The organism is Paraburkholderia sp., assembly GCF_026225065.1.
GTDB lineage: Bacteria > Pseudomonadota > Gammaproteobacteria > Burkholderiales > Burkholderiaceae > Paraburkholderia.
The window spans coordinates 1-9,253 of sequence record NZ_JAMFSB010000442.1; the positions used below are offsets into that span (position 1 = coordinate 1).

The 9,253-nt window shown below is 63.8% G+C and carries 8 protein-coding genes and 1 riboswitch; of the genes, 5 read left to right on the forward strand and 3 right to left on the reverse strand.

Annotated features, from left to right (window positions below; genetic code table 11):
• The coding region (locus M0954_RS29870; protein WP_297357096.1) for a DUF2182 domain-containing protein at positions 1-369 on the reverse strand (369 nt) is incomplete at its 3' end.
• An 8-nt stretch (positions 370-377) separates the two neighbouring features.
• Entirely contained in the window at positions 378-1,145 is a 768-nt protein-coding gene (locus M0954_RS29875; protein WP_297357098.1) for a DUF899 domain-containing protein, read from the reverse strand.
• Positions 1,146-1,276: 131 nt separating this feature from the next.
• Between M0954_RS29875 and M0954_RS29880 the strand changes: the two genes are divergently transcribed.
• The gene (locus M0954_RS29880) at positions 1,277-2,515 is read left to right on the forward strand and encodes a helix-turn-helix domain-containing protein (RefSeq protein WP_297357106.1); all 1,239 of its coding nucleotides are present in this window, start codon (positions 1,277-1,279) and stop codon (positions 2,513-2,515) included.
• A 17-nt stretch (positions 2,516-2,532) separates the two neighbouring features.
• On the forward strand, positions 2,533-3,180 hold the full coding sequence (locus M0954_RS29885) for a PQQ-binding-like beta-propeller repeat protein (RefSeq protein WP_122152276.1): 648 nt from the start codon (positions 2,533-2,535) through the stop codon (positions 3,178-3,180).
• Between the two features lie 21 nt (positions 3,181-3,201).
• On the opposite strand, the gene M0954_RS29890 is transcribed toward M0954_RS29885, so the two are convergent.
• Positions 3,202-5,127 (reverse strand): TonB-dependent receptor, encoded by a 1,926-nt coding sequence (locus tag M0954_RS29890; RefSeq protein WP_297357100.1) that lies wholly within the window; start codon positions 5,125-5,127, stop codon positions 3,202-3,204.
• A 42-nt stretch (positions 5,128-5,169) separates the two neighbouring features.
• Positions 5,170-5,259: riboswitch (adenosylcobalamin (AdoCbl) riboswitch) on the reverse strand.
• A gap of 260 nt (positions 5,260-5,519) precedes the next feature.
• Between M0954_RS29890 and atzF the strand changes: the two genes are divergently transcribed.
• The 3 genes from atzF to M0954_RS29905 all read left to right on the forward strand — a co-directional run.
• Positions 5,520-7,379 carry an allophanate hydrolase gene (atzF, locus tag M0954_RS29895; protein WP_297357102.1) on the forward strand — a complete coding sequence of 620 codons (1,860 nt, stop codon included), beginning with the start codon at positions 5,520-5,522 and terminating at the stop codon, positions 7,377-7,379.
• A gap of 129 nt (positions 7,380-7,508) precedes the next feature.
• A complete protein-coding gene (locus M0954_RS29900) occupies positions 7,509-8,225 on the forward strand; it encodes a GntR family transcriptional regulator (protein ID WP_122152279.1) in 717 nt (238 codons plus the stop codon).
• Between the two features lie 199 nt (positions 8,226-8,424).
• Positions 8,425-9,253 (forward strand): transporter substrate-binding protein (locus M0954_RS29905; protein ID WP_297357105.1); only part of this gene is annotated, 829 nt, incomplete at its 3' end.

Genomic DNA, 9,253 nt, shown 5'->3' on the forward strand with positions numbered 1-9,253 from the left:
GGTGAGCCGGTCAAACCGCGTCTGACCCGCCCCAGCCAGCGCCTCACGATAGCGCCACAACGCAGGGGCAAGCGACGGCAGCATCATCGCGACCATCATCACGAGCCACATGCCGAGGAACGATGTCGCGACACCGGGCCATGTCTGTCCGCACATCGGCAGCCACGCCATCGACATCGTCCAGCCGCCAGGCATCGGCATCTCGCCCATCGCCGACATCGACGCGCACCATATGACCGTCATCGCTGCGCTTGCTGCGAACAGCAGCGCGCAGAGGCCGTGGAAGGCGAAGCCGGTGCGCTGGAAAACCGCATGGCGCAGGAAGATCCCACGCCGTGTCCCTTGGCCGGTTGCGCGAACGTCACTCATGACCCGGCTCAACCCCTCGCGTACTCATCATGGCGCTTCCACCAGACGCCCGTCTCGTTGCGTCCCTTCGGCGCGCGGTCGAGCCACTGGTACATGCCCCAGATGCCGTCCACCCCGCGCGCATAGGTCGAGTACGTGTGATACACGGCCCCATCCTCGAGTACGAACGCGCTCATCCCGGGCCGGTCGCGCGCGTACGTTTGCGCGTCGGTTCCGCAGTTGGCTGCAAACTGGACAACGGGCTCGGGTGCCGGCGTCGCATCCATCGCATGCCGGCCACGCAGATAGTTGTATTCGACTTCGCCATCACGCTGTTGCGCCTCGGTGAACGAAATATTGAAGTCGAAGTTGAAATCGCTGCCGGCCGAGGACGCCCACGGAAACGTCCACCCCATGCGCTGCCGGTACGCCAGCAGCTTCTCCAGCGGCGCCCTCGACACGGCGGTGAGTGTGACGTCATGGTTCGCGAGGTGAACGGCAATGCCGTCGAACCCGTCCGCAATCGACGAGCACGACGGGCACCCCGCCTTATAGTCCGGCCCGAACATGAAGTGGTACACGAGAAGCTGCGAGCGTCCCCTGAAAAGGTCCGCCAGCGATACGCTGCCCTGCTCGGTGTCGAACCGGTACGCCTTGTCGATCCGCACCCACGGCAACGCCTGGCGTTGCTGCACCAGTTCGTCGCCGCGTCGCGTGAACTCTTTCTCCACTGCGAGTAATTTGAGCCGCGCCACCAGCCATTCTTCGCGTGTCCCGGTTGCATGTGTCGTCGTCATGATGTGCTCCTTAGGTGTCCTGTGTCGTTTGTTCCGGTCCCAAAACCGATGGGAGGCTTGGGTGTCGTGCTAGATTAGTCCCGGGCACTGGAGGAGGGGGAGTGACAAGTGTGACGCGATTCGAGCAGCCGATAGATTCGCCAGTCGCGGCCGCGGCGCATGCGCTCGCGGCGGGCGACCCGCTCGGCGCGCTGAAGCGGATCGCCTTGCGCGACGACGCGCCGGCCCTGGCGCTGCGCGGCATCGCGATGGCGCAACTCGGCGATTTCGTGCGAGCCAAGGCGCTTGTGCGCAGTGCGGCACGCGCCTTCGGTCCAGCAGAGGCCGTATCCCGGGCGCGCTGTGTGGTCGCCGAGGCTGAGATCGCACTCGCCTCGCGCGACCTCGCCTGGCCCACCAAAGCGCTCGACGCCGCGCGGGCGACGCTCGAAGCGCACGGCGACCGCGCTAATGCAGCCTACGCGCGGTATCTCGAGATGCGGCGTCTTCTGCTGATCGGGCGCCTTGACGAGGCTGAGCACGCGCTCGCCGAACTTGACCCCACGCCCTTCCCGCCCGGACTACGGGCCGCTCACGAACTGGTCGTCGCGGGCATTGCGATGCGCCGTCTGCACACGCAAACGGCTCGTGCCGCGCTCAAACGAGCCGAACAGGCCGCGCGCCGCGCGGGCATCCCTGCATTGAAGGCCGAGGTTGAAAACGCATTCTTCGTACTGAACGCGCCCGCCGCAAGGTTAATTGCGTGTGGCGAGGAGCGCCCTCTCCTGCTCGCCGAAGTCGAAGCATTACTGGCATCCGAGACGCTCATCGTCGATGCGTGCCGCTATGCCGTGCGCGAAGCAGACACCGTCGTTTCGCTCGCAAGGCGTCCAGTGCTGTTCGCGCTTGCACGCGCGCTCGCCGAAGCGTGGCCATCCGACGTGCCGAGGGATACGCTGATCGCGCAGGCATTCCGCACCCGGCATCCCGACGAATCGCATCGCGTGCGCCTGCGCGTCGAAATCGGCCGGCTTCGCATGCTGCTTGGGACGCTGGCGAGCGTGAGTGCGACGAGAGCCGGGTTTGCACTCGCCCCGCAGCGTGCGCGCGAAGTGGTGGTGCTGGCGCGGCCCGTCGAAGAGGGACATGCGGCGGTGCTCGCTCTGCTCGCCGACGGCGAGTCGTGGTCAAGCTCGGCGCTCGCTCTCGTGCTTGGCGCCAGCCAGCGCACCGTGCAGCGAACGCTCGACTCGCTGGCGGCAGCCGGCAAGGTGCAGTCGTTTGGACGTGGACGGGCGCGTCGCTGGATGACCCCGGCCCTGCCGGGATTCACGACGACATTGTTACTCCCCGCGCCGCTACCGGTTGATTATGATGGAATCGACAGGTGACTAACCAGGGAGACGCCATGAAGCGTGCAACAGCAGAAATCGTCAATGAATACGGCCCTTTTCCGGGCATCGATGGCGTGCATGGCGTCACCTATGATGGTGAGCACGTCTGGTTCGCCAGCGGAGACAAGCTGAACGTGCTCGATCCGCAGAGCGGCAAGACGCTGCGCTCGCTCGATGTCGCAGCGCATGCAGGCACGGCCTTCGACGGCCAGCACCTGTACCAGATCGCCGACCAGCGCATCCACAAGATCGATCCACAAACCGGCCATGTGCTCAACTCGATCCCTGCACCTGGCGGTGACGACGCAGCAGGGCTCACGTGGGCCGAAGGATCGCTGTGGGTGGGGCAGTACCGGGACCGGAAGATTCTTCAGGTCGATCCCGAAACCGGGAAGATTCTTCGCAGCATCGAATCGAACCGCTTCGTCACTGGTGTGACCTGGGTTGACGGAGAGCTTTGGCACGCCACCTGGGACGACAACGAAAGCGAGCTAAGACACGTCGATCCTCGCAGCGGCGAGGTCGTGGAGAGTCTCGAGATGCCTCAAGGCGTCAACGTGTCCGGGCTCGAATCCGATGGAGCCGACCAGTTCTTCTGCGGCGGCGGACGCAGCGGCAAGCTGCGAGCCGTGCGCCGGCCGAAGCGCGGCGCCCCTGGCTGAAACACTGTCTAGACCGCTGCCTTAAAACGTATAAGCCAGCTTGCCGAAGGCCGTCCGGCCCAACGTGTTGTAGCCGAACGCGGTCACGTACTGCCGGTTGAACAGATTCGACAGATTGGCAGACACCGTGAGATGCGAATTGATCTTGTACGCAGCGCGCAGGCCCACCGTTGTGTAGGACGGCAGATAGATCGAGTTGGCCTGGTCGTCGAAGGTCGATCCACCGTACAGCACGGAGATGCCCGTGCTCAGTGCGTGCAGGTGGAACTCGTCCCACATGTGATCGATGTTCAGACTGAAGGTCTGACGCGGGCGGCGGTTAAGCCAGGTCTGATCCGTGACGTCCTGCGGATTCAGGATGCCGACCGCGACGCTCACCGGCGTCGATTTGCCGATAGTGCCCTTGTACGACAGATCGATGCCCTGAATATGCGCGCGTCCGACGTTCACCGGCAGAAAGGTCACCGATTCGTAATCGATCAGGTTGTGGACGCGCGTGTCGTACACCGCCGCCGTGAAGGTCCCGAACGACGTGGTGGCATCCACTGCAGCCTCGACCGTATCGCTACGCTCAGGCAGCAGGTTCGGGTTCGAGAAGCCAGGATAGTACAGGTCGTCGAAGGTCGGCAGGCGGAACGCATTGCCATACGAAACGCGCGCCGTATAAACCGGCGTGATCGCATAGGACACGGCAACATTGCCCGTGTTGACCGACTGCCCTTCAACCACCTCGTGGCGGCCTGCCAGGAACACGGTCAACGGACCGAGCGTCGCCGACTGGTGCAGCGAAACCGCTGAATCGTCGCGCGTCGGCACCCCCGACGGAATATCGAACGGCAGGAAGGCCTGCTCGCGCGAGAAATCGTAGGCGAGCTTGGTCTCGCCGGACAGCGGCAGGTTGAACAGCGCCGGCCCACGTTCCTGATGCGTCAACGAGGTCGACGTGCTCAGGCGCGTCGAATCGATCTCATCGGATGGGATGCCCGGGGTATTCGTATACAGGAACTCGCGGTCCGTGGCGTAGCCGACCGACTGATCGAACTGCGTGAACGGCGTGATATCCAGATGGAACGCGGCTCCCGTCGTCAGCTGGTAGTCGGCCTGCCGGTCGTCGCCGCCCGCGTCGTCGTAGGAGAGATCCGAGCGGTGATAGAGGAAGAACGTGGAGAGCGACCAGTTGTCGTGCGCATAACCCAGGCGTCCATCGACGTCCTGCGCATGGTACGGGTTACGGCCATCTTCGTGACCGAAGGTCGACGGCTCGGTCGCGTCGATCCCCGCCGTGTTGTAGTCATGGAAGCCCAGCGAGTAGGTCAGCCCGCTCAACGCCGAGAGCGCGCCGATGGACGGGACCGTGCCCGAGGTGCGGACTTGCGTATCGAAGGTCTTGTTCGACCCGCCACCCACCGAGACCGTAGTCTGATTGGGCTGGTTGGAGGCGTGGTTCGTGAACAGCTGGATCACGCCACCCACCGCATCGGCGCCGAACGAAGCGGCTGCCGGACCCGAGATCACCTCGACGCGGTCGAACGCGGAGGTCGGCAGGTCAGCCCACTCGGCCTCGCCGCTGGTCGCGGAACCGACCCGGATACCGTCGATAAACACGGCCACCTGATTTCCCGCCGAACCACGGATGCTAACGGACGCAAGCGAGCCTGGGCCGCCGTTCTGCGCAACGGTCACGCCGGGCAGCGTGGCGAGCGCCTGCGTAATGCTTGGGTCGATGGGCGAAAGACGGTCGAGGTCCGCGCGAGTCAGGACCTGGGTCGTGGCGTATCGCTGATCGAACGATTGCGGCAGATGCTGCGTATCGCCAGTGACGAGGATATTCGGTAGCGTGGTTTGCGTGGCCGACTGGTCCTGGGTTGACGACGAGTCGTCGGCGTAGGCGACCTGGCAAGCGGTAACCGTCAGCGCCGAGCTGATGATGAGATGACGAAGCTTCATTATTGGAATCCTGGGGATAGCGCGCCCCACAGTTAAATAGACAACGACGCCGAGGTCTGACTTCCGGTTCGGGTTGAAACCGGTCACAGTGGCGCGACCGCGCTGGATTTGCACCAGCTTCCACGAGTCGTTTGCGCGCATTCTACTTGCGAATCTAACGGGGACTGAAATAATTCCCGCCAATCGACGTGTCATTGCAACACCGCACCAGCGCGGTTCTGACGCCCAACGATCGGGCGTTTCGCGCCAGACGGGTGCATCGGGGACCGGCTCGGGCACGGCATCCACGCCGCGCCTGGCCCTGCCCCGAAAAGGCGTGACACCCTCCCCGCGCGGTTGGCATGAGTCTTGAGTACAATTTCCCCGAACTTGTACACAAGAGGGAATACGAGATGCGCGGATGGACAATTTCGGATTGGCAGGAAGCGTATCGGAACGGTGCGACGCCCGCCCAGTTGCTCAACGAACTGGTCCGTGGACTGACGCCCGAAGACGACCCCGCATGGATATCGACTGTGACGCCAGCGGTGCTCGCCGCGCAGCTCGCGCACCTCGACGCCAGCCTGGCCGCGGCCGGTGGCGATCTGACAAAGCTGCCGCTTTATGGCGTGCCGTTCGCCGCCAAGGACAACATCGACGCCGCCGGCTTCGAGACCACGGCTGCCTGCCCTGCGTTCGCCTATACACCAGGGCGCAGCGCGACGGTCGTGCAGCGGCTGACCGACGCCGGCGCCATTGTCATCGGTAAAACCAATCTCGATCAGTTCGCAACCGGCCTCGTGGGCGTGCGCTCCCCTTACGGCATCCCGACCAACAGCTTCGACCCCGAGTACATCTCAGGCGGCTCGAGTTCGGGGTCGGCCTCGGTGGTCGCGCGCGGCATCGTACCTTTCTCGCTTGGGACGGATACCGCCGGCTCGGGACGCGTCCCCGCAGGCCTTAACAATATCGTCGGACTCAAACCCACCCGTGGCGCGTTCAGCAATACAGGCGTGGTGCCAGCATGCCGCACGCTCGACTGCGTGTCGGTCTTCGCGACCACCTTCGACGACGCCACGCTCGTGTACGACCTGGCCGCGGCACTCGATCTGGCCGACGGCCTCTCCCGCGAAGCGCCCGTCGCGGCGCGTCAGTGGCGCGTTCCTGCCGCGCCGCGTTTTGCGGTCCCCGCACAGCCGGAATTCTTCGGCGATGAACTCTCCGCGCAAGCCTTCAAGGCCGCCGTGGCCCACCTTGAAGCGCGCGGCGCGACCTGCGTACCGCTCGACTTCTCGCTCTTCGACGACGTCGCTGCGCTGCTGTACGAGGGCGCATGGGTAGCCGAACGCTATGCGGCGATCCGCGACTTTGCCGTATCGAACGAAGCCGACATTCATCCGGTGGTGCGCGACATCATCTTCAAGGCCAAGGAATTCTCGGCCGCCGACACCTTCGAATCGATCTACCGCCTCGCCGATCTCAAACGCCGCGCCGATGCGCTGCTGGCGCAGTTCGACGCGCTCGTCGTGCCGACCGCCCCAGCCCACTACAAGATCGCCGAACTGCTGGCCGATCCGGTGCGTCTGAACAGCAATCTCGGCAAGTACACCAACTTCGTCAATCTGCTCGACTGGAGCGCGGTGGCTGTGCCCGCGAACCTGCGCGAAGACGGACTGCCGTTTGGGATTACCTTCATTGGCGACGCGTGGCGGGAACGCGCGCTGGCTGACTTCGCGGCGCAATGGCATCGGGCCACCGGGCTGCCACGCGGGGCAACCGGGCTGCCGCTGCCTGCGCAGTCCGCTGCTGCGCTGTCTGGTGCTGCGCTGTCCGGCGCTGCGCTGTCCGGCGCTGCGCAACCAGCGCCCGAGGCACGACACAGCACGCCGGGCGACACGATTCGCGTCGCCGTAGTCGGGGCTCATTTGCGCGGCATGCCGCTCAACCATGAACTGACGAGTCGCGGCGCATGCTTCGTGGAGAGCACGACGACCGCGGGCAACTATCGTCTCTTCTCGCTTGCAAACACGACCCCGCCGAAACCCGGGCTGCTGCGTTCCGAAAACGGCGCGCCGATTCAGCTGGAACTCTGGGACGTGCCGGCGACCGCATTTGGTTCGTTCGTCGCCGGTGTGCCCGCACCGCTTGGCATCGGCACCGTGACGCTCGCGGACGGCCGGCAGGTGAAGGGTTTCATCTGCGAACCCTATGCCCTGCAGGATGCGCAGGACATCACGGCGTTCGGCGGCTGGGCTTCCTGGCTCGCGCGCTAACCCGTCTTATCGCGCCGCCGAATCGTCCAAACATTCCATGGCAAGCCGCGTATGATGATTCAAGCTTGCGATCTTCTGGTGTCGTTGGAATAAGCTAGCCGCATCCCCCTCACGCACCTGGAAATACTGATGGTGGACAACCGCGTACCGACTGCGCCGGCGAAAAGCGCCAGCAACCTCGCTTCGCAAATCTATACGCAACTCAAGGCCGATATCTTCGACTTTCGCCTGCTGCCGGGCGACAAATTCAGCGAAGGCGATATCGCAGCACGTATGCAGGTCAGCCGCACACCGGTCCGCCAAGCGCTGTTCTGGCTGCAGCGCGAAGGCTACGTGGATGTCAACTTCAAGAGCGGCTGGCAAGTCCGCGCGTTCGACTTCAAGTATTTCGAAGACCTCTACGAAGTGCGCGTCATGATGGAAACTTCCGCAATCGCGAAGATCGTGGAACTGGACGCCACCTCACGGCTCGACGCCCTGCGTGAGATCTGGTGCGTTCCCGTGAAGAAGCAGCTTGACGATCCCGCTACCGTCGCAGGACTGGATGAAGCCTTCCATGGGAACCTGGTCGCCGCGGTCGGCAACAATGAAATGGCGCGGATTCACGAGGACATCACCGAACGTATCCGTATCATCCGCCGGCTCGACTTCACCAAGAAGCCGCGCGTGGCGGCAACCTACAAGGAGCACGCGGCGATTCTCAAGGCGATCTTTGCGGGTGAAACGTCCAACGCCCAGCAGATGATCCGCGCTCATATCGCGGAAAGTCAGGCCGAAGTCAAACGCATCACGCTCTATATGATGCAGACCGCGCGCGAAAGCTACGGCGCACGCGAAACGATCTAGCGCCCTCTCCATCCCTGGATACGTGCACGACGCACCAGCGTGGCGCGTCGTGCGCACCGCCGTCAGACGGCCCTTCACGGTCCGGCAAGCGTGCTAAAGCCTCCCGTTCGTCATCCCCCACCTGGCTTGGAAGTTGCTCAAGCACTGCGCCTTGTATTCAAGGCGATATCCAACTTTCAAAAATGACAGAGGACGATCAATGAACAAGCGCGAGTTTCTGAAGGCCGCATCGGCAGCGGGGGTTGCGGGTGTGACGGGGGTCGCAGGCGGGATTCCTTCCGCATTTGCACAAGGCGACACCGGTCCGATCAAGGTTGGCATTCTGCATTCACTGTCCGGCACGATGGCGATCTCCGAAACGTCGCTGAAAGACACCGCGTTGATGACGATCGCCCAGATCAACGCGAGCGGTGGAGTCAATGGCCGCCAACTCGAAGCGGTCGTCGTGGACCCGGCATCGAACTGGCCGCTGTTCGCCGAGAAGGCGCGTCAGCTCATCACGCAGGACAAGTGCGCGGTGGTGTTCGGCTGCTGGACTTCGGTGTCGCGCAAGTCAGTGCTGCCGGTATTCGAGGAACTCAACGGCCTGCTGTTCTACCCGGTGCAGTACGAAGGCGAAGAAATGTCGCGCAACGTGTTCTACACCGGCGCCGCGCCGAACCAGCAGGCGCTTCCGGCCACCGAATACCTGATGAGCGCAGAAGGCGGCGGCGCCAAGCGCTTCTTCCTGCTCGGCACGGACTACGTGTATCCGCGCACGACCAACAAGATCCTGCGTGCGTTCCTGAAGTCGAAGGGCGTTCAGGAAGCGGATATTCAGGAGGTCTACACACCGTTCGGCCATAGCGACTATCAGACCATCGTCGCCAACATCAAGACCTTCTCGCAGGGCGGCAAGACGGCGGTGATCTCGACCGTCAACGGCGACTCGAACGTGCCGTTCTACAAGGAACTGGGCAACCAGGGCCTGAAAGCGACGGACGTGCCGGTGGTGGCGTTCTCGGTGGGCGAAGAAGAACTGCGCGGTA